Genomic DNA, 20,358 nt, shown 5'->3' with positions numbered 1-20,358 from the left:
GAGACAGTATGTCGGTCGTTATTTATCACAATCCAAGATGTTCAAAAAGTCGTGAGACTTTGGTGCTACTACAAACCAATGGTGTTGAACCAGAAGTTGTACAATATCTGGATGAACCTTTAACCAAAGAGCAGTTAAAGACCCTCTACAAGCAGCTTGAGTTAACATCTGTCAGAGACATGATGAGAAAAAAAGAAACCGAGTATAAAGAGATGAACCTTGGCGACAAATCTGTCACCGATGAGCAATTATTTGATGCTATGGTGAAATGCCCAAAACTGATCGAACGACCTATTGTTGTGTCCAATGGTAAAGCCCGCCATGGACGTCCACCAGAACAGGTATTAGATATCTTATAATGTCGATACAAGTTCTCGTTCTTTATTACAGTCGGCATGGTTCGACTCTGAATCTTGCGAGACATATAGCCAGAGGAATAGAGTCAGTAGTGGGATGTGAAGCCATACTAAGGACCGTGCCAGACTGGGAACAGTCAGAGCCTTCGGATTATCCCTACGCAACGTTACAAGAGTTAGAATCTGCCGATGCACTTGCCTTTGGTAGTCCATGCTGGTTCGGCAATATGCCGGGAGCAATGAAACATTTCTGGGATTCAACGACAACACTGTGGGTTAAAGGAGCACTGATCGATAAACCGGCTTGTGTATTTACCTCTTCATCATCATTACATGGTGGACAGGAAAGTACTCTGCAATCAATGCACTTGCCACTTTTACACCACGGAATGATCTTAGTCGGTATCCCCTATAGCGAACCTCTTCTGCATAAAACGCAAACAGGAGGCTCTCCTTACGGAGCGTCTCATCTCGCGGATAACTCATCAAAACTATCAAGCGATGAGCAAGATCTCGCTAAAAAGCTTGGTCAGCGGCTCGCATCAATAGCAAAAAAATTAAAGGCTTAACCATTGGTTAAGCCTTTATGATCTATTTAAAGCCGTATGCAAAAATTATTGCCAGCGATAATACAAAATAGACGGTTTCTCGACATCTAAAACGGAATCTGTCCCAGCGATGGCCTGAGTGTTATGAGTTACTGAATCAGGCGTTTGGACGTCAGGCTGCGCTGAAGACATCTCTGCATTACTCGCATCGGAGACTTCACTATTCGACGTATCATTACTCACATTCTGAGTGTCATCAGTATCAGCACCAATAGAATCTGATTGATAATCCTGTTCTTCTTTGACTAATCGACCGACCCGGTTAAGCTCTTGCTCAAACGTATTTTCGTCGGAAAGCAGATGAACGGTATAAACAACAGAATCTGACTCAGCTTTACTGACATCTAAAGAAGCAACCGACGGTAGGCCTTTCAACGAGTTTTCGACAGCAAAAAAGTCCATGGCATTGCCCAAACCACTGATTTGAACTTTGACTGATGATGACGATGTGCTGTTTTGTGACATGATGACACTGTTCTTTTTCGCGTAATATTGAGCGACTTCATCAATCATTGAATAAATCGCTTCGGAGCCACCCTGACTTGCTGAACCGATCATTGGCGACTGAATATCCTGTGCAATTTGCTCTGCTGGCTGATCATAAAGAGCCCAACGTAAGCCATCGCTTTGTGCTCGAACGACTAAAACGGCATCGGGCTGATATCGAGAGCTGGCTTCACTGATAGGCTTGAGAAAACTACCCCAAAGATCCGATGGTTCAATATTGGTGACATCGTCGAAATCACCAACCGGAATCGTCACAGGTAAACCACGTAGATCCGCTTCCTTCTTAATCGCGTCGACACTTTCCCCACCGACGTTCTCCCAAGAAATCGTTCTCTGGTATCCATCATCTTCAACATACCAAACCAATACATTCGTTCTGGTATCCGGCCAATAAGCAACCTGAGCCTGTGTAATTAATTCTCTCATTTGTCTTGGATTAAATCCCAGCTTAAGGACACTTTGATTATCACTGGTCTTACTCCGGCCTAACTCTGTCAAATACTGACTGGTATTAGATAACGCTTTTTTAATCACAGGATTATTTAGAGCCGTTTTGTTACCACTCACTTTGACGATGACATTTTCCATACCTTGGATTTCAGCATCACTGTCTGACTGTCCTTGGTCAAGCACGACTTCAGTATGATAAAGGTCTACTTTAACTGCAGCGTTGGTGCCGAGAGAAAATAGCCCTAAGAGAAAAACAATTAAATAACGCATAACTCAATAAGACCTAAAAATAGATTTGCCGATCATAAGCAACTCTTCGGTTCACGGCAAGAAAACGAACAAAACTAAAGGCAATAAATACGATTATCACTCAAACTACGACATAAATTGTGTTGTTCTATCTTTGACAGCAGACCTATCCAAACGGTCAATAAAATTATTGTGAGTTAATGGCAAACGATTAAATAGGTGATAGAATCCACAGAATTTGTTTTTTAACATAGGGAAATCGTAATGAAAAATGCCATTTTAGGCGTTCAGATGTTGTTTGTTGCATTTGGTGCGCTTGTATTGGTCCCGCTCCTAACAGGACTGGACCCGAACGTTGCTCTATTTGGAGCCGGTGTCGGAACCCTTCTTTTCCAACTTATTACCCGTCGCTCAGTTCCAATTTTCCTCGCTTCATCCTTCGCTTTTATCGCTCCAATTATGTATGGTGTTCAATCTTGGGGTATCGCCTCAACAATGGGTGGACTGCTTGCTGCAGGCGCAGTGTATGTCGTGCTTGGCGCCGTCATTAAAGTAAAAGGCGTAGAGATCATTCATAAGCTTCTTCCTCCTGTCGTTGTGGGCCCAATCATCATGGTCATTGGTCTTGGACTCGCTCCAGCAGCAGTAAATATGGCTCTGGGCAAAAGTGGTGATGGCTCAATTCAGTTAGTTGATGGCCAAGCAGCTCTGTGGATTTCGTGTGCCAGCTTGCTAACAACCATCTTTGTCAGCGTCTTTGCAAAAGGCATGTTCAAGTTACTCCCTATTTTTGCAGGGATCATCGTCGGCTACTTATTAAGCTTGTATTTTGGTGTCGTGAGCTTCAAAGCAGTACATGACGCAGCATGGTTTGCGCTACCAAACTTTACCTTTCCTGAGTTCAATATTAACGCGGTATTATTTATGATTCCGGTTGCTATCGCGCCGGCGGTTGAGCATGTAGGCGATATTTTATCGATTTCCAACGTAACTGGTAAAGATTATCTGAAAAAGCCAGGTTTGCACCGCACTATTACGGGTGACGGAATTGCAACAATGGCAGCAGCTTTCGTTGGCGCGCCACCAAATACAACCTACAGTGAAGTAACTGGCGCTGTAATGCTAACAAAAGCATTCAACCCTGTGATTATGACTTGGGCAGCCGTTACTGCAATCGTACTGGCGTTAGTTGGAAAACTAGGCGCTATTTTGCAGACGATCCCTGTGCCAGTCATGGGCGGAATTATGATTCTGCTATTTGGTTCAATCGCTTCTGTTGGCCTGAATACGCTAATCAAAAACAATGTTGATCTGCATAAATCACGTAACCTAGTGATTGTTGCCGTTACACTGGTATTCGGTATAGGTGGTATGGCATTTGGTATCGGGGAGTTCAGTCTACAAGGCGTGAGCTTGTGCGGTATTGTTGCTATCCTTCTCAATCTTGTCTTACCGAAAGATATTGGCGAAACTCACGTCGTCGATAATGCACAAATTGAAGATTAATTAAATCTTTTCGTTCCCCGGTATGACGCCGGGGAAACGATTATTCCAAGAACAGATCAACAAATTTTGCTCGGGTTAATAGCGCTAAATCCTTAGGAGCTAATTCGATTTCTAACCCTCTTCGACCACCACTAACACACATGGATTCCAATGTCTCAGCACTATGATGAATGAATGTGGGTAAGCTCTTCTTCTGTCCAAGAGGACTGATTCCACCAACGATGTATCCTGTCGTTTTTTCAGCTATATCAGGATTAGCCATCTCAGCTTTCTTTCCGCCAGCCGCTTTCGCAGCTAACTTAAGATTCAATTTGTGATCAACCGGTATAATAGCAACGGCAAGATTTTTAGCTTCGCCATTCAAAGAAAACAATAAGGTTTTAAACACTGTCTTGGGATCTTGACCAAGTAACTCTGCTGCTTCTAGGCCATAGCTGGCACTATTAGGATCGTGTTCATACTGATGAACTTGATGGGAAATCTTTTTCTTTTTTACTAAATTAATGGCTGGAGTCATAACATCACCCAGAACGAGAATAAAAGGACTTGATCAAAAAGGCGACCAAACGGTCGCCTTAAACTAACGCTAAATGGCTTACGAATCAATTACTCGTATACGATCTCGCCTTTCGGTTCATACGATGCAGGATTGACCGGTGAATGGTTCTCAATATAATCTTTGAGCACTTCAGCATCCACGTAACCGGTATTCACGTAACCACTATGACCAGTTAACTTTGGATAGCCATCGCCACCAGCAGCATTATAGCTTGGGATAGAAAAACGGTAGGTTTTATTGATATCGATTGGCTGACGTTGAATCATAACGTTAGACACGCCACCAGGCGCAACCGTCATAGAAATACCAGCAAACTGAGCATAGGCTCCAGAATCGACTGGTTTTGTTGCAACCTGATTCAAATAATCCAGAATTTGAGCACCGCTCATATCAACATAAGTGATCTGATTAGCAAACGGCTGAACTTTTAACACATCCTTATAAGTGATATCACCTTCATCAATCGAATCACGAACACCACCTGAATTCATAATACCGAAATCTGCATTGACCCTTTCCATTTGCGCAGTTGCGATGAGACGTCCAAGATTCGTTTGGCTAAAGCGCACCACATTACGATCACCTTCTAAACGCGCGTTAGTACTACCAATTTTAGCCGTTAACGATGACTGTCCTTTATCCTGATATGGTTTCAGGAAGTTGTACATATCTTGGTCTTGCGGGATCTCTTTGGTAACAAAGACTCGCTGACTCTCACCATTGACTTCAATTTTTTTCTTAAGATTCACTGGTACAAGAGCGTAATGCACCATTGTTAGCTTACCATTGCGAAAATCGAAATCAGCACGACCGACGTATTTACCCCATTCATGAGCCTGTACGATATAAGTGCCGTTTTGGAAATCGGGCTTACAGTCATCTCCTGGCTGAAACCTTTTATTGATGACATTAGGTCCTTCCATACACACGGGATCTTGCGAGTGTCCGCCAACAATCATATCGAGACTGCCCGTTTGTAAGTATCGAGCTAAGGCAACATCACCAGGTGCGTTAATCCCATGTTGAGCGTTCTGATAGTGCCCCATGTGCGTGATGGCGAAAATCAAATCAGGTTTCTCTGTCTTGCGTAATTCCGCTATGACTTTCTTGGCTTCAGCTTTGGGATCTCTGAACTCTATACCACTAATATATTCCGGGTTACCAATCTTCGCCGTATCTTCGGTCGTCAGACCAATAACAGCAATTCGAATCCCCTGTTCATTAAACATCTTATAGGCAGGAAATAAGCGCTTACCTGTTTTCTTGTCATAGATATTGGCAGACAGTAGTGGGAAGTTAGCCCATCCTTCCTGCCTTTTGAGCACGCTTAAAGGGTTATCGAACTCATGGTTCCCCAAAGCCATCGCATCATAGCCAATCCGACTCATCCCTTTAAAATCAGGTTCTGCATCCTGTAGATCGGACTCAGGAACCCCCGTATTGATATCACCACCAGAGAAAAGAAGGACATTTCCACCGTCTTCAGTGACTTCCTTACGAATGCTATCAATGAGAGTCTTACGTGCTGCCATACCATATTCACCATAACTGTTAGTCCAGAATCGGCCATGGTGGTCATTAGTATGTAATATTGTAAGGTGGTAGGTTTTGTCTTGTTGCCAATGTTCTGGCTGAGAAGCACTACACCCTATAAGGCTAGTGACGAATAACGATGTTATGATGACTTTCTTGATTATATGCAATGCCATAATCTTTCCTTGATCCTGTAGCCACTACTGAACGATGTGCCGATAAGCATCGACAATGAGTTATAAGTTTGCGTTTTTATTATCATTCATGCTTGAAACGCTTTCATAATGAACAATAACCTGAACAACTAGTCAGTTATATAATAAATCGCCCTACTCTGCCACTTCGGAATCTTACTCGACTCTCTCTTTCAGGCAGTTCCAGCAGATCTCAAACGTGGCTTCATTTTCTTCACCACAACCTGAACACCGCCATGCACGCTCTTCGATCTGTGAGTTCATCGCATCAATAACTTTAGTTGCACGAAGGTAACTATGTTCATCGACCCATACTTCAGGCCAAGTATCAATCGGCGATAATTCCCCAACAGCGCTACTGGAAAACTCATTTCTAAGCGTGGTCGAAATACCGTTTTCCTCAAGTAACAGACGTACCGAATCAACGAGAATTTTACTTTCATGAGTATAAACAAGCTTCATAGTGACTCTTCTGATCGTTTCTAGAAAAGATAAAGGATAAATGCAGATTAAGCGAATCACGAGATAAATAGCGTAATGATATATGACAGACGCAAATACCCATCACGCTGTAAGACTCAGAAGCAGACAAATAACAAAGACAGATTAGATCACTACTTCGCTTGAATCGCTTGTAACGATTTTAACGTGTCGAATGGGTATTTGAATTCAGGCAAATGAGAAACTCGCGATAACTGTTTAGATGGAACATCTTTGAATATTGAGTTGTAATCATCATTTTTTTGAGGGGAATTTAATTTTACCCATTGATGAAGCTTGGTTAGATCTCCCGACTCGGCTGCATCGATAACAAGCTGATAGGAATAACTCTCACGCTGCTTTAATGTGCATTTTTCCATTGCTTTTGCATTTAACTCTAAAAGAGCAACCTTAAGCTGATTTTCAGTTAAGTCCAGCAACCACTGATCGTCGGTATTAACCGTTCTTTTCTTATACTCCATACATAGACTGGTCTGTGTATTTAGCGCATTAAATGATTGACTTAGGGTTTCTGCATCCGCATTTGCAAACAATGGAAAAACACCAAGAGTAACAATGACCTTACCTAGTAGCTTCATAAACACATTTCCAGAATTTTGATTCTTTACTGTTGCTGAATAATCTTGCTTCATCAGCAATCGTATTGACTTCAACTCGAGTGATTTCATGGACACTTCTCATAGCTTGGCCAAACTCTTCCCAATCGTACTCACCAATATTTTTGATCAACTTATGAGGTCTAACTCTTTCACTAAACAATTGGATTAAAGGCACACTAGAGATAGCAATAGCTAGATAATTGCCTAATTCCACTTTGGAGTGAATCCTGTCTAAATAGCCTTTCATTTTAGAACTAACTTCCATATTTTGGATACGGCAATAGGACATAACACCAGCCATATTCAACCTCTCATTATGTAATAACAAAGCATCGCCATAAACTATATGAACACCTTTGTTTATCATAGTGAAAAGTCCAAATTGTCATATTAATCCAATATATAAGAATACGTTTGTTTCACTATCACTTCTGATATGGCTATCTGATTAAACTATATAAAAAAAGGCCGCCTAAGCGACCTTTACAACTCTTATCAATTTGCTAATTAACGAATCTTTCCGCCAATTGCATATTCAGGATCAGGCTCGTTTGTAATACGGTTACGTAAATCACGGCGAATAATTTCAATCGACCAGAACCAAATTAGGTGACCCACAATCTCTGATACGTGCTCATACCATGGAAGAGTAAATAGTGGTGGTGTTAATCCCATTAGAGGGAATGTAATCATGTGCACAAACAATTGAGCCAAAGCACCAGCTAGAAGACCTTGCCAAAGCTTAATTTTTGGAAATTGCTCTGCTACAACACAGTAACCAACAGCAAACACAATTGAGAAAATGATGTGAGTAACACCTACCCAGTTAAATACATGTCCCGCAAATTCATAGACTGCTGCATTTGGATCGACAACTCCTAACCAATCACGTAGGAAAACATAGGGAGGGTTAAGGAAGTTGCGTGAACAGTCAATTTGGTCAGCGGCGCGGATCAATGACTCTGGAGCACAAGCGGCATTAAAAATATCACCAGGACTACGAGGAGGAAGTGGATGCTCAGCTCCCCATTTTACAAATGCAGATACAATACCAGCAATTAAACCAATAAATGCAGCCAAGCCGTAACGTCTGCGAGAAGGATCTGTTTGTTCAAATATATTCATATGATTCCCACCATAAAATGTGTTTCAACCGATGGGTGAACAATATCACTGTAGAAGCACGTGAAATACGAATGTAGATCAAAATAAATCTTAAAAAATACCGGTTTCATAAAAATAATTGCAACCAACAAACTCTTTTTATTTCAGTTGCATATGTTTTATTTCCAAATGCCAAATAAATAGTCAATTTATAGGGGTATCACTCTATAAATTCAATGAGAAGTATTGCTAGCGGAACGAAGGTAGAAAATTGAAATTCGACTCAGAATGACAAACAGAGCCGAATATCGCTGCCTAAGTAAACTTTAGGGCTTTAAGCTAAGGACCTGATCAATATCGACTGATGAATGACGTTCTGGTAGTTGCTCCCAAGGCTCCCCCCACGATCGGTTAACAATACGGCCTCGTTGTACTCCAGTGCGAGCTTCCAACAACCTCGCCCATCGAAGAACGTTGGTATAACCGTTGACCTGTAGAAATTCTGCCGCATCATATAGATTGCCTAAAACCAGATTTCCATACCACGGCCAAATAGCCATGTCGGCAATTGTATATTCTTCACCAGTGATATACGTATGCTGAGATAATTGTTTATCCAGAACATCCAACTGGCGTTTCGTTTCCATTGTGTAGCGATTAATTGGGTATTCCTGTTTTTCGTCCGCATAAGCATAAAAGTGTCCAAACCCACCACCGACGAAAGGTGCTGCCCCCTGGGCCCAAAATAACCAATTAAATACTTGAGTCCGTGCGATACCATTTGAAGGAAGAAAATACCCAAATTTCTCCGCTAGGTGGACCAGAATAGAAGCCGATTCGAAAACATTCACTTCCTCACTCTGACTTTTATCAACCAGAGCTGGAATTTTAGAGTTAGGATTCACAGCGACAAACCCTGAAGAAAATTGCTCTGAATCGCCAATGTTGATAAGGAAAGCATCATACTCGGCTTCTTTAACACCTAAGAGCAAAAGTTCTTCGAGTAAAATTGTGACTTTTTGTCCATTGGGTGTCCCAAGTGAATACAACTGAAGATCATGTTGACCAACAGGAAGCGACTTTTCATACCGAGCACCCGATTCCGGACTATTAATATTGGCCCATTTGTTGGCTCCAGCAGACTCATTCACCCAGATCTTAGGTGGTACATATTGTGACGTCATAGTCTTTCCTCACATTTACTAAGATGGGCTATCCATACCATCAAATAGTATTAGTTTCTGGTTAGAGTAAAGATTGAGAGTATCGATATTGAATCGAAATAGAAAGCGGCGAGATTCGATAAAGTCCTTGGAAAATTTTGAACAATTTACTCATAAAAAAACCTCTGGTTAGCAATAACCAGAGGTTTATACGGATTCAGGAAAAAACCTATTCAATATCAATATGGCTAAAGCTCTTGATAAGATCATCCAAGGCTTTCATTTGAGCAAGAAAAGGTTCTAACTTATCAAGTGGAAGTGCAGAAGGTCCATCACATCTGGCCTGCGCTGGATTAGGGTGCGCTTCAATAAACAGTCCAGCAATGCCAGTAGCAAGACCCGCTTTAGCCAGTTCAACTGTCTGTTCGCGTCGTCCACCAGATGCCGCCCCAGATGGGTCACGCATTTGCAGAGAATGAGTCACATCAAAAATGATTGGACTACCCTTAGACGATTTTTTCATTACGCCAAAGCCAAGCATATCTACCACAAGGTTATCGTAACCGTGACATGAACCACGTTCGCAAAGAATGATATTTTCGTTACCACATTCAGCAAACTTTTCTACGATATTTCCAACTTGACCAGGACTCATAAACTGCGGCTTTTTCACGTTAATAACCGCACCCGTTTTTGCCATTGCTTCCACAAGGTCCGTTTGACGAGCGAGAAAAGCTGGCAACTGAATAACGTCGACAACATCCGCAACAGGCTGAGCCTGAGCTTCGGTATGAACATCGGTAATGACTTTTACACCAAAGGTACTTTTCAACTCTTCAAAAATTCGCATGCCTTCTTCCAGGCCTGGTCCACGGTAAGAATGAACAGAACTGCGATTTGCTTTATCAAACGAGGCTTTAAAAACGTACGGGATCCCAAGCTTTTCCGTTACTTTGACGTAGTGCTCGCATATCTGCATAGCAAGATCACGAGACTCTAATACGTTCATACCAGCAAACAACACAAACGGCTTATCGTTTGCGACATCAATGTTGCCTACTTTAATTGTTTTTTGTTCCATATCGTTTTTCTCGTTTTAAAATTAATGAAGTGTTACACGAGTACTTTCTAACGCAGAGACCTGACTTTTAAGCAATTCGGCCGCAGGATCGTCAGGACACTGCTCAATGAAATACTGATAATCGATTGCAGCGACCTGAGGACATTCTAACTGCTGATATATAAAACCACGATCACGAATTTCATAAGGATCATCTGGGACAAAACCCAAAGCAATATTGGTACATTTCAGCGCAAGAGCGTAATGCTCTTCACGCATTAACGCACCTTTCAACAGAGCTAACCAACGACCAATAATCGTAGGATGATCTGATACTTTTAAGTGTTCAGGCTTTAATCTGGCGTATGAACCTTGTTGTCCGATTAACCATGCTTTTAAAATATGCTGAGAAACAAACTCACCAGAAAACGGATTTATATAGCGAACTGGATGATCGTGGCTACTCACTTGAATTAAAAACTGAGTTGGAAACGTCACTGGCATAAAGGAAAAACCAAGATGGTTGCCAAAATAAAGCAGCAAGGTTCCCAGGCTCAGTGGGATCCCCTTACGCTTTTCTAATACCTGATCGATAAAAGCATTACTAGAATGGAAATACGCTTCCTGATCGCCATGGAAGCCCCATTCGGTATAAAACAAGCGTAAAAAGGAATCGAGACGTTGCTCTTCATTGGTCTCTCTGATTAAGTGTAATTCAGCTTCATCCAATAAACGTTTTAATTCTAACTTTGCCCATTCAACATTAGTCGATGCATCAATGGCCTTATTTAAAGCGAGAGCGCCCTCAACAAGCTCCATTTCATCAAAGTCTTCATCGCATAAATCCAGCATAATTCTACACGCATCCTTCTTACATAAAGATTGGCAGTTTACTTACTGCCATATGACCAGCCATTGCAAACCAGCCTATCGCACCTAAGAACGCTAAGACTTTCAAAAATTTATTCTTAGCCAGCTTCAACGCAAAGACACCAAGGAGGATATAGGCGACGACACAAAAAAGTTTCTGCGTTAACCACGGAGCAGCCGGGGTAAACGGAATAAAATGAGTAAGGAAAATAAGATAAACGCCGGATAACAACAATATCGTGTCATTGATGTGCGGAAATACCTTTAGAAAACGATTTTGATTAAGTCTGGAACTGGTAAATGACAACCAGAAACGAAGTGTCAGTAACATGACACTCAGAACCACGGTTAGTACGTGGAGGTGTTTCACAAATAAATACATTCTTTTTCTCTATTTAGCCCAAGTAGCGACCTATCGTTACTCGGTCATTCCCTGAATAGTCTTGCTCGGTAATCACGTCATGATAACCCAGCGCCTGTAATATTTCCCGCACTGACTCTGCTTGTTGATAACCATGTTCAAACATGAGCCAGCCACCCTCTTGCAAAAAATGGACTGCTTGAATGGATATCGTCCGAATATCCGCTAAGCCATTCTCGCTCGCAACAAGTGCAGAGCTTGGCTCAAAACGCACATCCCCTTCTTTTAAATGGGGATCATTTTCGTCAATATAAGGGGGGTTAGATACAATTAAAGCAAATTTCATACCTGAAGGAACAGGGATAAACCAACTTCCATGCCAGAAAATCGTGTTTTCAATACCTAATTTGGCACTATTTTGCCGCGCAAGTGTTGCCGCTTCTTCTCTTAGGTCAATACCAAACACTGATGACGAAGGTAACTCACTTGCTAGGGCAAGAGCGATAGCACCAGTACCGGTACCAAGATCAAGAATCGCTCCTGACCCCGCTTGATACTTGTCTAACGCAACCTCAACCAATCTCTCAGTGTCTGGACGCGGTATGAGAGTATAAGGCGATACTGATAAGTTTAAAGACCAAAACTCTCTCTCTCCGGTTATATAGGCAACTGGCTCTCCCTTAATCCGTCGCTCCAATAACAGCTTGAGCTGTTCATAATGAGTCAGCTCAAGTTCTTTTTCTGGCCATGTAAGTAAGTACGTTCGTGATTTTCCGAGAACATGGCAAAGAAGGACAGTCGCATCAACCGAAGGAGAGTCACTGCCACTGACACTTAACATATCAGTGGCGAGTTTGAGGGCGTCAGATAAAGTTTGTTGATTATAGGGGAACATAAAACCTTAGTTTTGCTCCGCCAGAGCCGCTAACAGATCCGCCTGATGCTCTTGAATAACAGGTTCAATTAAAGCATCAAGATCCCCTTCCATAATTTCAGAAAGACGATACAGCGTCAGGTTGATGCGATGATCAGAAACACGCCCCTGAGGATAGTTGTAAGTACGAATACGGTCACTCCGATCACCCGAACCTAGAAGGTTACGGCGAGTATCAGAAACTTCAGCCGCACGCTTCGCTTCTTCTGCCTGAGCAATACGAGCTGCCAATACAGCCATCGCTTTTGCTTTGTTCTTATGTTGTGAACGTTCATCCTGACATTCAACCACGGTACCCGTTGGTAAGTGGGTAATACGAATGGCTGAGTCGGTGGTGTTAACGTGCTGACCACCAGCACCAGATGAACGGAAAGTATCAATTTTCAGATCTGACGCTTTAATATCTGGCGCTTCAGACTCAGGAATTTCGTGCATAATAGCAACAGTACAGGCGGAGGTATGGACTCGACCTTGAGACTCAGTTGCCGGAACACGCTGAACTCGGTGACCACCGGATTCAAACTTGAGGGAACCGTATACGCCATCCCCCGTCACCTTAGCGATCATTTCTTTGAAGCCACCATGCTCAGCTTCATTTGATGACATAACTTCGATACGCCAACCTTTTCGTTCAGCATATCGGCTGTACATGCGGAATAAATCTCCCGCAAAGATACCCGCTTCATCACCGCCTGCTCCGGCACGAATTTCAAGGAAACAGTTGCGCTCATCATTTGGATCTTTAGGCAGTAAGAGAACTTGCAGTTCTTCGTTCAATGATTCTATTTTCGCTTTTGCATCACCGATCTCTTCCTGAGCCATTTCGCGCATTTCAGGATCATCTTCTTTGGCCATTTCTTCAGCAGCAACAAGATCTTCTTGTGCCTGCTGATACGCCTGAAAGCACTTAGTCACTTCTTCGAGCTGAGAATACTCTTTTGAAAGAGCTCTAAATTTGTTTTGGTCACCAATAACACCAGGATCCCCCAGCAAATGCTGAACTTCCTCATAACGCTCAACGAGCGACTCAAGTTTCGCTAAAATAGACGCTTTCATAGTCTCTTCTTAAAAAAATAATGGAATTAGGATAGGTCGTCTAAACCTAAACTTTGCCTAATGATGGCTAATTTCGCCGGTTCCCCTTGCTCGGCAGCACTTTGCAAAGCTCGTGTTGGGGCATGAATGAGTTTATTTGTTAATTTATAACTGAGTTCCTGCAACGCCTTTTCAGGAGATACGCCAGTAGATATCGAGTTCAACGCTTTTGTCAGCAAATCTTCTCGGATTGCATTAGCACTCTCACGATACTCACGAATGCTATCAACAGCCTGAAGAGCTCGCATTTTACTCATAAATGCAGCGCTTTCTTCACTGACTATCGCCTCAGCCTGGATAGCTTCGACTTTTCGCTGCTCTATGTTGTTATCAACTATAGACTGTAAATCATCAACGCTGTACAGATAGACGTCGTTTATATCACCTACCTGAGCTTCAATATCACGGGGCACGGCAATATCGACAAATAACATCGGTTGGTAACGGCGGGCTTTTATCGCACTTTCCACCATACCCTTACCAATGATAGGCAACGGACTTGCTGTCGAACTGATCACAATATCCGCCTTAGCCAAGTGTTCAGGGATCTCCTGAAGACTGATAACTTCAGCACCGAACTCTCGCGCCAGGCCCATAGCTCTCTCTCGAGTACGATTTGCCACGATCATTCTCTGACACCCATTCGACGCCAGATGCTTTGCGACCAACTCTATCGTTTCTCCAGCACCAACTAGCAGCACTGTTGAAGAATGCAAAGATTCAAAGATATGTTTTGCTAACGTACAAGCGGCATAGGCAACCGAAACAGCATGACCGCCAATATCCGTTTCGGTGCGAACTCGCTTCGCAACAGAAAATACTTTTTGAAAAAGTCGATCCAATACTGGGTCAACCGCTTCCTGATCTCGTGAGTCAGAATACGCTTGTTTAACCTGCCCTAGAATCTGTGGCTCACCTAGAACAAGAGAATCCAAACCACAGGAAACTCTCATTAAATGCCGAATAGCAGCTTGATCTTCGTGAATATAGAGGCTGGGTTTTAAATCTTTGGCTTCCACATCATGAAACGTCGACAGCCAGTCAATCACCTGAGCCTTATTGGTTTTGCGAGCATCGCAATATATTTCAGTGCGATTACAAGTAGATACAATGACACTGCCTTCAACCTCTACTTTTTGCCTAAGCTGCGTCAAAGCCTCCGGAAGTTTTTCCGGACCAAACGCGACCTTTTCGCGTAACTCTAACGACGCAGTATTATGGTTAATACCAATGGCAAGTAGGGACATTAACTAGGACAACTCTGACAGCTTTGAAACATATGGAAGAGAAATTTTACTGTATGCCCCCACAGAATAAAAGAGTTGAACGTATTTGTTTTACTTTGAGACTCTCAACAATGCTATAGTGTCGCTTCACATTTGTAGATAATCCAAGGTTTATAGTGGCATATGCGGTTTAAGTTTTTTTCCATTCTACTCCTCTCATCCATGGTATTATTCGGCTGTTCCTCAATTCAAACAGCAGATACTCCTGTTCAATGGCAACAACATAAGCAAAATCTGGAACAAATAAAAAGTTACACCTTATCCGGGCAACTTGGATACATCACCCCTATTGAAAGGCGTTCTCTAAATCTACAGATCACAAAAAAAGATGGGATAAGTGAACTGCGTCTGTCGACATTTTTAGGTCAAACGGTCATGAAGATGACCATCACACCACAAATATCGCAATTGGATTCTTACGATGGACTGCATTACGAAGCCAAGAACCCCAACGTTCTTATTGAGCAACTAACGGGGTTAGATATCCCCATCCGAGAACTGGAAAATTGGCTTATTGGCCTCCCCAATCCTACTGATGAATTTACATTTAATGAGAATCATACGTTAAGCACGATTACTAATCAGGCTCAAAAGCCTGTATGGGATGTTGAATACCGTGTGTATCAAAACGTTGAATATCAGGGCGGCATGGTTCCATTACCCTACAAGCTCACCCTAACTCATGCAAAAACCAAGCTTCACCTAGTTTTATCTAAATGGAAAATTGAATCATGATAGGAGAATGTACCCATTGGCCTTCGCCAGCAAAACTGAACCTGTTTCTTTATATAACAGGGCAGAGAGAGAATGGTTACCATGACTTACAAACACTGTTTCAGTTTCTTGATTTTGGCGACGAATTAAGTATTCAGGCACACGAGCAAGACGTTATTACGCTGACTCCTCCAATAGAAGGCGTACCTTTAGAAAGCAACCTTATCTATAAAGCCGCAGTGGCCCTAAAAGAATATACTCGTTGCACCTACGGAGCCAAGATTGAACTCGTTAAACGTCTCCCAATGGGCGGCGGTATTGGTGGTGGTTCATCTAATGCAGCAACAACATTAGTTGCCCTAAATTATCTTTGGGAGACCGGTTGTACTGATGACGAGCTGGCAGAAATAGGCTTGGAGTTAGGGGCTGATGTGCCCGTTTTTGTTCGAGGTTTTGCCGCGTTTGCCGAAGGTGTCGGAGAAAAACTCACGCAAGTGGAACCAAAGGAAAATTGGTATTTAGTCGTCCGGCCAGACGTAAGCATTTCAACAGCGGAGATTTTTTCCCATTCAGCCCTAACGAGAAATACGCCAAAAAGAAGTCTAAATACCCTATTAGATCAAAAGTACGGAAACGATTGCGAAAAAATTGTCCGTTTACTTTATCCAGAGGTTGATAAGCAACTTTCATGGCTGCTACAATACGCGCCGTCAAGATTGACCGGTACAGGTTCTTGTGTTTTCGCTGAATTTTCTAGCGCAAAAAAAGCCCAAGAAGCCTATACTATGTTGCCTGATAATGTTTCTGCCTTTGTAGCTCAAGGGCGCAATATTTCTCCACTAAAAGAAGCATTAACAGCACGTCAGTCTACCCAGACCCAAACCATTTAATACTGGACGCAAACCTGAGGTTTCCACCGTGCCTGATATGAAGCTCTTTGCTGGTAACGCCACACCTGAACTAGCCCAACGTATTGCTGACCGTCTGTATATTTCCCTTGGTGATGCAACTGTATCACGTTTCTCCGATGGAGAAGTTGCTGTACAAATCAACGAAAATGTACGTGGTAGTGATGTTTTTATTATTCAATCTACTTGTGCTCCAACAAATGACAACCTAATGGAACTGGTTGTAATGATTGATGCAATGCGTCGTGCCTCTGCGGGTCGTATTACAGCAGTTATCCCTTACTTTGGTTATGCCCGTCAAGATCGTCGTGTACGTTCTGCTCGTGTGCCAATTACAGCCAAAGTTGTCGCTGATTTTCTTTCTAACGTTGGTGTTGACCGTGTCCTTACGATTGACCTTCACGCTGAACAGATTCAAGGATTCTTCGATGTACCAGTAGATAACATCTTCGGTACACCAGTGCTTCTTGAAGATATGGTTGAGCGAGGTTTGGAAGATCCAGTGGTTGTCTCTCCTGATTTGGGTGGTGTTGTACGTGCGCGTGCAACGGCTAAAGCGCTAGGAGATATCGATATTGCGATCATCGACAAACGTCGCCCTCGCGCCAATGTAGCTGAAGTAATGAACCTAATCGGTGATGTTGAAGGCCGCGATTGCGTTATCGTTGATGACATGATCGATACTGGCGGTACACTATGTAAAGCAGCGGAAGCATTGAAAAATCGTGGTGCAAAACGCGTATTTGCTTACGCTACTCACGCCGTTTTCTCAGGTAACGCGCAAAGTAACATCAAAAACTCTGTTCTAGACCAAGTGATTATTACCGACTCAATCACTTTGCCAAAAGAAATGGAAGAAACAGGTAAAGTCACAGTATTAACACTGTCTACTATGCTGGCTGAAGCCATCCGTCGCATCAGCAACGAAGAATCTATTTCGGCGATGTTTAACCAATAAGGTTCTATCGTCTAAATATTTAAAGGCACGCTGAAATGCGTGCCTTTTTTATTTTGCAAAACAAACTGTGCCCCCATTGAAAATATTCTGTGCTATTATACGGCGCTTTTAGATTCCAGAGAGAGCCTGACCGTGAGTCAACAAATTAAACTGCTTGTTGGGCTAGCAAACCCCGGCCCTGAATATGCCAGAACTCGGCATAATGCGGGTGCATGGGTGATAGAAGAGTTAGCTCGCACAAATAATGTCATACTGAAAAATGAACCTAAGTTCTTTGGCATTACCGGACGTTTAGTAAAAGATGGGCAAGATATCCGATTACTAATACCGACAACCTTTATGAATTTATCCGGTAAAGCGATTGCCGCTATGGCAAAATTTTACCAGATAAATCCAGAGGAAATCATGGTTGCTCATGATGAACTTGATTTGCCTCCTGGGATCGCTAAATTTAAGAAAGGTGGTGGTCATGGTGGTCATAATGGCCTCAAAGATACCATCAGCAAACTGAGCAACAATAAAGAATTCTACCGCTTAAGAATCGGAATCGGTCATCCTGGTCATAAAGACAAGGTAGCAGGTTACGTACTGGGCAAAGCACCAACCTCAGAGCAAGAGCGTTTAGATGCTGCAGTGGACGAGTCAGTCCGCTGTTTAGATATATTGTTAAAAGATGGGCTGACTAAAGCACAAAATCGCTTACACACTTTTAAAGTTGAATAAGGTTTACAGACATGGGTTTTAAATGTGGCATCGTAGGTTTACCAAACGTTGGTAAATCAACTCTATTTAATGCACTTACTAAAGCAGGGATCGAAGCAGCGAACTTCCCTTTTTGTACGATTGAACCAAATACAGGGATCGTTCCAGTACCAGACACTCGTTTGGACAAGCTTGCTGCGATCGTAAACCCGGAACGTGTTTTACCTACGACAATGGAGTTTGTTGACATCGCTGGCTTAGTCGCGGGGGCTTCTAAAGGTGAAGGTCTAGGAAACAAATTCCTGGCTAATATCAGAGAAACCGATGCCATTGGTCACGTTGTTCGTTGTTTCGAAAACGAAAATATCGTCCACGTTGCAGGGAAAGTATCACCGATTGAAGATATCGAAGTTATCAATCTAGAACTTGCTCTGGCCGACTTGGATTCATGTGAACGCGCTATTCAACGCCAGGCGAAAAAAGCCAAAGGTGGTGATAAAGTTGCAAAATTTGAGCTTACCGTACTTGAAAAGTTACTCCCTGTATTAACTGAGGGTGGTTCTGTTCGTTCAATTGAATTGAGCAAAGAAGAAAAAGCAGCAATCAATTATCTGAACTTCTTAACATTGAAACCAACGATGTATATCGCAAACGTAAATGAAGACGGCTTCGAAGATAATCCGTTTTTAGACGCAGTACGTGACTATGCAGAAAAAGAAAATAACGTTGTCGTTGCAGTATGCGCAGCAATAGAATCAGAAATGTCTGAACTTGAAGACGATGAGAGAGACGAGTTCTTAGCAGATCTTGGCATCGAAGAACCAGGTCTGAACCGAGTGATTCGCTCAGGTTACGATCTTTTAACGCTGCATACGTATTTCACAGCGGGTGTAAAAGAAGTCCGTGCTTGGACTATTCCTATTGGAGCTACAGCACCACAAGCTGCAGGTAAAATTCATACGGACTTTGAGCGTGGATTTATTCGTGCTGAAGTTGTTGGCTATGAAGACTTTATTCAGTTCAACGGCGAACAAGGCGCAAAAGAAGCCGGTAAATGGCGATTGGAAGGAAAAGATTACATCGTCAAAGATGGTGATGTTGTTCATTTCCGTTTCAACGTGTAAGACGCTCTAACGAAGATTAAAAGGTCAACCTAACTGGTTGGCCTTTTTTACATTTTATACTTAGTCTATGCCCACACAGGCTTGATTTCATACTGGTTTTTGATCATAAACACACCTCTTTGTATAAAAAAAAGTCGAACAGTCGGTTTATCGGAATTTATTCAAAAAAACTGTTGACGCTCAACAGTCAGATCCGCATAATGCGCTCCGTTCTCACGATTTAGATATCGTGTAGAGTGGCTACGTAGCTCAGCTGGTTAGAGCACATCACTCATAATGATGGGGTCACAGGTTCGAATCCCGTCGTAGCCACCATTTATTTAGTTATTGCGTTGAAATAACGTGATGACAGACAATTTAAAAGCAGATAAATGTATTTGCTTTAAGCGGAAGTGGCGAAATTGGTAGACGCACCAGATTTAGGTTCTGGCGCCGCAAGGTGTGAGAGTTCAAGTCTCTCCTTCCGCACCATATTTAGATAGCATTGGCTATCACCGTAGGTCTATCGCCAAGCGGTAAGGCAGCGGCTTTTGATGCCGCCATTCCCTGGTTCGAATCCAGGTAGACCTGCCATTTTTTTGATGTTTTAGCGAAAAGCGTTGAAACCAGAGTTGAGATTGGCTATATTATCTCGCTCGAAAAATGAGGCTACGTAGCTCAGCTGGTTAGAGCACATCACTCATAATGATGGGGTCACAGGTTCGAATCCCGTCGTAGCCACCATTATACAACGTTGATAGAATACGGTTCTGTTAACTACGAATGCGGAAGTGGCGAAATTGGTAGACGCACCAGATTTAGGTTCTGGCGCCGCAAGGTGTGAGAGTTCAAGTCTCTCCTTCCGCACCATATTTAGATAGCATTAGCTATCACCGTAGGTCTATCGCCAAGCGGTAAGGCAGCGGCTTTTGATGCCGCCATTCCCTGGTTCGAATCCAGGTAGACCTGCCATTATTCTTGCCCTCTAGTAGCAATAAATACTAGAATTTATACAACGTTATTAGTAAATGCTAATAA

The 20,358-nt window shown here is 42.6% G+C and carries 22 protein-coding genes and 6 tRNA genes; 14 read left to right on the top strand and 14 right to left on the bottom strand.

The window, feature by feature from the left end; translation table 11 throughout:
- The first annotated feature begins 8 nt into the window (after window positions 1-8).
- Entirely contained in the window at window positions 9-359 is a 351-nt protein-coding gene (arsC, locus tag EES38_RS05585; RefSeq protein WP_124936187.1) for an arsenate reductase (glutaredoxin), read from the top strand.
- Window positions 359-925 carry an NAD(P)H:quinone oxidoreductase gene (wrbA, locus tag EES38_RS05580; protein WP_124936186.1) on the top strand — a complete coding sequence of 189 codons (567 nt, stop codon included), beginning with the start codon at window positions 359-361 and terminating at the stop codon, window positions 923-925. The genes arsC and wrbA overlap by 1 nt, the downstream gene beginning before the upstream one ends.
- A gap of 45 nt (window positions 926-970) precedes the next feature.
- Here wrbA and EES38_RS05575 read toward each other — a convergent pair whose 3' ends face one another.
- Window positions 971-2,191, bottom strand: a complete 1,221-nt coding sequence (locus EES38_RS05575; RefSeq protein WP_124936185.1) for a DUF2066 domain-containing protein — start codon at window positions 2,189-2,191, stop codon at window positions 971-973.
- A 243-nt stretch (window positions 2,192-2,434) separates the two neighbouring features.
- Between EES38_RS05575 and EES38_RS05570 the strand changes: the two genes are divergently transcribed.
- On the top strand, window positions 2,435-3,676 hold the full coding sequence (locus EES38_RS05570; protein ID WP_124936184.1) for a uracil-xanthine permease family protein: 1,242 nt from the start codon (window positions 2,435-2,437) through the stop codon (window positions 3,674-3,676).
- A 40-nt stretch (window positions 3,677-3,716) separates the two neighbouring features.
- Here EES38_RS05570 and ybaK read toward each other — a convergent pair whose 3' ends face one another.
- From ybaK to hemA, 13 genes are all read right to left on the bottom strand, one after another.
- Complete coding sequence (gene ybaK / locus EES38_RS05565; protein ID WP_124936183.1) at window positions 3,717-4,193, bottom strand: Cys-tRNA(Pro) deacylase; 477 nt, start codon at window positions 4,191-4,193, stop codon at window positions 3,717-3,719.
- Between the two features lie 89 nt (window positions 4,194-4,282).
- On the bottom strand, window positions 4,283-5,944 hold the full coding sequence (gene ushA / locus EES38_RS05560) for a bifunctional UDP-sugar hydrolase/5'-nucleotidase UshA (RefSeq protein WP_124936182.1): 1,662 nt from the start codon (window positions 5,942-5,944) through the stop codon (window positions 4,283-4,285).
- A gap of 174 nt (window positions 5,945-6,118) precedes the next feature.
- Complete coding sequence (locus EES38_RS05555) at window positions 6,119-6,424, bottom strand: putative signal transducing protein (protein WP_124936181.1); 306 nt, start codon at window positions 6,422-6,424, stop codon at window positions 6,119-6,121.
- Window positions 6,425-6,576: 152 nt separating this feature from the next.
- Window positions 6,577-7,041 (bottom strand): hypothetical protein, encoded by a 465-nt coding sequence (locus tag EES38_RS05550; RefSeq protein WP_124936180.1) that lies wholly within the window; start codon window positions 7,039-7,041, stop codon window positions 6,577-6,579.
- On the bottom strand, window positions 7,025-7,429 hold the full coding sequence (locus EES38_RS05545) for a hypothetical protein (protein WP_243694155.1): 405 nt from the start codon (window positions 7,427-7,429) through the stop codon (window positions 7,025-7,027). The genes EES38_RS05550 and EES38_RS05545 overlap by 17 nt, the downstream gene beginning before the upstream one ends.
- A 140-nt stretch (window positions 7,430-7,569) precedes the next feature.
- On the bottom strand, window positions 7,570-8,187 hold the full coding sequence (locus EES38_RS05540) for a YagU family protein (protein ID WP_124936179.1): 618 nt from the start codon (window positions 8,185-8,187) through the stop codon (window positions 7,570-7,572).
- A 305-nt stretch (window positions 8,188-8,492) separates the two neighbouring features.
- A complete protein-coding gene (gene yghU, locus EES38_RS05535; RefSeq protein ID WP_124936178.1) occupies window positions 8,493-9,350 on the bottom strand; it encodes a glutathione-dependent disulfide-bond oxidoreductase in 858 nt (285 codons plus the stop codon).
- A gap of 208 nt (window positions 9,351-9,558) precedes the next feature.
- On the bottom strand, window positions 9,559-10,410 hold the full coding sequence (gene kdsA, locus EES38_RS05530; protein WP_124936177.1) for a 3-deoxy-8-phosphooctulonate synthase: 852 nt from the start codon (window positions 10,408-10,410) through the stop codon (window positions 9,559-9,561).
- A gap of 21 nt (window positions 10,411-10,431) precedes the next feature.
- Window positions 10,432-11,241, bottom strand: coding sequence for a SirB1 family protein (locus EES38_RS05525; RefSeq protein WP_124936176.1), 810 nt, complete (start codon window positions 11,239-11,241; stop codon window positions 10,432-10,434).
- Window positions 11,242-11,260: 19 nt separating this feature from the next.
- Window positions 11,261-11,641, bottom strand: coding sequence for a SirB2 family protein (locus EES38_RS05520; RefSeq protein WP_124936175.1), 381 nt, complete (start codon window positions 11,639-11,641; stop codon window positions 11,261-11,263).
- Window positions 11,642-11,654: 13 nt separating this feature from the next.
- Entirely contained in the window at window positions 11,655-12,515 is an 861-nt protein-coding gene (prmC, locus tag EES38_RS05515; protein WP_124936174.1) for a peptide chain release factor N(5)-glutamine methyltransferase, read from the bottom strand.
- Between the two features lie 6 nt (window positions 12,516-12,521).
- Window positions 12,522-13,610, bottom strand: coding sequence for a peptide chain release factor 1 (prfA, locus tag EES38_RS05510; protein ID WP_124936173.1), 1,089 nt, complete (start codon window positions 13,608-13,610; stop codon window positions 12,522-12,524).
- A 26-nt stretch (window positions 13,611-13,636) separates the two neighbouring features.
- Window positions 13,637-14,896: a glutamyl-tRNA reductase gene (gene hemA / locus EES38_RS05505; protein ID WP_124936172.1), complete on the bottom strand. Its 1,260-nt coding sequence runs from the start codon at window positions 14,894-14,896 to the stop codon at window positions 13,637-13,639.
- A 162-nt stretch (window positions 14,897-15,058) separates the two neighbouring features.
- Here hemA and lolB point away from each other — a divergent pair, with 162 nt between their 5' ends.
- The 11 genes from lolB (at window position 15,059) to EES38_RS05450 (ending at window position 20,292) form a co-directional block, all read left to right on the top strand.
- Window positions 15,059-15,670: a lipoprotein insertase outer membrane protein LolB gene (lolB, locus tag EES38_RS05500; protein WP_124936171.1), complete on the top strand. Its 612-nt coding sequence runs from the start codon at window positions 15,059-15,061 to the stop codon at window positions 15,668-15,670.
- A complete protein-coding gene (gene ispE / locus EES38_RS05495; RefSeq protein ID WP_124936170.1) occupies window positions 15,667-16,539 on the top strand; it encodes a 4-(cytidine 5'-diphospho)-2-C-methyl-D-erythritol kinase in 873 nt (290 codons plus the stop codon). Before lolB ends, ispE begins: the two co-directional genes overlap by 4 nt.
- Before the next feature lie 28 nt (window positions 16,540-16,567).
- Window positions 16,568-17,515 (top strand): ribose-phosphate pyrophosphokinase, encoded by a 948-nt coding sequence (locus EES38_RS05490; RefSeq protein WP_124936169.1) that lies wholly within the window; start codon window positions 16,568-16,570, stop codon window positions 17,513-17,515.
- A gap of 132 nt (window positions 17,516-17,647) precedes the next feature.
- Entirely contained in the window at window positions 17,648-18,238 is a 591-nt protein-coding gene (gene pth, locus EES38_RS05485) for an aminoacyl-tRNA hydrolase (protein ID WP_124936168.1), read from the top strand.
- An 11-nt stretch (window positions 18,239-18,249) separates the two neighbouring features.
- On the top strand, window positions 18,250-19,341 hold the full coding sequence (gene ychF, locus EES38_RS05480; RefSeq protein WP_124936167.1) for a redox-regulated ATPase YchF: 1,092 nt from the start codon (window positions 18,250-18,252) through the stop codon (window positions 19,339-19,341).
- Window positions 19,342-19,579: 238 nt separating this feature from the next.
- Window positions 19,580-19,656, top strand: a tRNA-Met gene (locus tag EES38_RS05475).
- A 71-nt stretch (window positions 19,657-19,727) separates the two neighbouring features.
- Window positions 19,728-19,812 (top strand) — tRNA-Leu (locus EES38_RS05470).
- 27 nt (window positions 19,813-19,839) lie between these two features.
- A tRNA-Gln gene (locus tag EES38_RS05465) sits at window positions 19,840-19,914 on the top strand.
- Between the two features lie 73 nt (window positions 19,915-19,987).
- Window positions 19,988-20,064, top strand: a tRNA-Met gene (locus tag EES38_RS05460).
- Between the two features lie 41 nt (window positions 20,065-20,105).
- A tRNA-Leu gene (locus EES38_RS05455) sits at window positions 20,106-20,190 on the top strand.
- 27 nt (window positions 20,191-20,217) lie between these two features.
- A tRNA-Gln gene (locus EES38_RS05450) sits at window positions 20,218-20,292 on the top strand.
- Window positions 20,293-20,358 lie beyond the last annotated feature (66 nt).

The sequence above is a fragment of the Vibrio viridaestus genome (assembly GCF_003856525.1).
GTDB classification, from domain to species: domain Bacteria; phylum Pseudomonadota; class Gammaproteobacteria; order Enterobacterales; family Vibrionaceae; genus Vibrio; species Vibrio viridaestus.
Note: the sequence above shows the minus strand (reverse complement) of the source record. Positions and strands in the feature narration are given on the sequence as shown.

What these genes read in the sequence shown, in the direction of transcription:
- EES38_RS05520 (WP_124936175.1), bottom strand. Translation starts at nt 11,641, where the DNA reads ATGTATTTATTTGTGAAACACCTCCACGTACTAACCGTGGTTCTGAGT.
- EES38_RS05525 (WP_124936176.1), bottom strand. Translation starts at nt 11,241, where the DNA reads ATGCTGGATTTATGCGATGAAGACTTTGATGAAATGGAGCTTGTTGAG.
- EES38_RS05545 (WP_243694155.1), bottom strand. Translation starts at nt 7,429, where the DNA reads ATGATAAACAAAGGTGTTCATATAGTTTATGGCGATGCTTTGTTATTA.
- EES38_RS05575 (WP_124936185.1), bottom strand. Translation starts at nt 2,191, where the DNA reads ATGCGTTATTTAATTGTTTTTCTCTTAGGGCTATTTTCTCTCGGCACC.
- lolB (WP_124936171.1), top strand. Translation starts at nt 15,059, where the DNA reads ATGCGGTTTAAGTTTTTTTCCATTCTACTCCTCTCATCCATGGTATTA.
- kdsA (WP_124936177.1), bottom strand. Translation starts at nt 10,410, where the DNA reads ATGGAACAAAAAACAATTAAAGTAGGCAACATTGATGTCGCAAACGAT.
- EES38_RS05570 (WP_124936184.1), top strand. Translation starts at nt 2,435, where the DNA reads ATGAAAAATGCCATTTTAGGCGTTCAGATGTTGTTTGTTGCATTTGGT.
- arsC (WP_124936187.1), top strand. Translation starts at nt 9, where the DNA reads ATGTCGGTCGTTATTTATCACAATCCAAGATGTTCAAAAAGTCGTGAG.
- prfA (WP_124936173.1), bottom strand. Translation starts at nt 13,610, where the DNA reads ATGAAAGCGTCTATTTTAGCGAAACTTGAGTCGCTCGTTGAGCGTTAT.
- EES38_RS05550 (WP_124936180.1), bottom strand. Translation starts at nt 7,041, where the DNA reads ATGAAGCTACTAGGTAAGGTCATTGTTACTCTTGGTGTTTTTCCATTG.
- ychF (WP_124936167.1), top strand. Translation starts at nt 18,250, where the DNA reads ATGGGTTTTAAATGTGGCATCGTAGGTTTACCAAACGTTGGTAAATCA.
- ybaK (WP_124936183.1), bottom strand. Translation starts at nt 4,193, where the DNA reads ATGACTCCAGCCATTAATTTAGTAAAAAAGAAAAAGATTTCCCATCAA.
- EES38_RS05555 (WP_124936181.1), bottom strand. Translation starts at nt 6,424, where the DNA reads ATGAAGCTTGTTTATACTCATGAAAGTAAAATTCTCGTTGATTCGGTA.
- wrbA (WP_124936186.1), top strand. Translation starts at nt 359, where the DNA reads ATGTCGATACAAGTTCTCGTTCTTTATTACAGTCGGCATGGTTCGACT.
- EES38_RS05540 (WP_124936179.1), bottom strand. Translation starts at nt 8,187, where the DNA reads ATGAATATATTTGAACAAACAGATCCTTCTCGCAGACGTTACGGCTTG.
- hemA (WP_124936172.1), bottom strand. Translation starts at nt 14,896, where the DNA reads ATGTCCCTACTTGCCATTGGTATTAACCATAATACTGCGTCGTTAGAG.
- prmC (WP_124936174.1), bottom strand. Translation starts at nt 12,515, where the DNA reads ATGTTCCCCTATAATCAACAAACTTTATCTGACGCCCTCAAACTCGCC.
- ushA (WP_124936182.1), bottom strand. Translation starts at nt 5,944, where the DNA reads ATGGCATTGCATATAATCAAGAAAGTCATCATAACATCGTTATTCGTC.
- yghU (WP_124936178.1), bottom strand. Translation starts at nt 9,350, where the DNA reads ATGACGTCACAATATGTACCACCTAAGATCTGGGTGAATGAGTCTGCT.
- ispE (WP_124936170.1), top strand. Translation starts at nt 15,667, where the DNA reads ATGATAGGAGAATGTACCCATTGGCCTTCGCCAGCAAAACTGAACCTG.